Source organism: Parendozoicomonas sp. 209JJ7-1, from assembly GCF_058147085.1.
On record NZ_JBYVJU010000096.1, the window covers coordinates 1 to 781 of the forward strand.

The 781-nt window shown below is 55.3% G+C and carries 1 protein-coding gene; it reads left to right on the plus strand.

The features are described from left to right. The coding region (locus ACY2RQ_RS19525; RefSeq protein ID WP_490114685.1) for a fibronectin type III domain-containing protein at positions 1 to 781 on the plus strand (781 nt) is incomplete at both ends.

A 781-nucleotide genomic window follows, 5' to 3' on the forward strand; every position in this document is an offset into this window, starting at 1 on the left:
CTTAAATGAGGATGGGAAGGCTGATAACAGCATTGATGCCACTGCCAGGGTTGTTGTCACTGTACAAAGTGCCGTACCCGCAGCGGCTCCCGGCAATGTGCGTCTGTCGTATGATATTCGCCAGCTTACTGTTAACTGGGACCCGGTAGCCGATGCCCTGCCGGCCAGACCCGCCATCACCGGTTATCGCGTCCAGCTGCGTGAAGGCAAGAGTGGCACCTGGGGCAAGGATAAGATTGTCAACGGTCGCACCAACACATCTGCAACGTTTGCGAATCTGAAAGAAGGTACCAGTTACCAGGTGCGGGTAGCGGCCATGAATGCTGAAGGGGATGGTGCTTTCTCCGCCCCTGCCAGTGTGAATACGGACCCTCTGGCCGTTGGCTATAGCACCCAGAACATCCGTATTCAGCAGGGCCAGACCGGCACCTTCTCCGTTCGCCTGAACAGAGCACCGGAGAAAGATTTTAACAATGCTGTACGTATTCAGGGTGGGCCCGGGTCACAGCCGTCTCCCATTACCTCCAGTACTCACATCGCAAACTACACGCTGCCTGATGGACGCACCGTGAAGAACGATCTGGACGAGCTTATCAGCTTTGCTGCGGGTCAGGATACCTACACAGTTCAACTGGAAACGCTCAAGGTACCCGCGCGTTTTGAAATTGTTTATCGCATGCTGCTGCCCGACCTGAATAGTTCCCTGGGTCTCAATCCAACGACTTCTACAATGCTGGTGTCCATCACGCCCCGCAAGCCCGTTGCAAACGCGGGTAAGGAT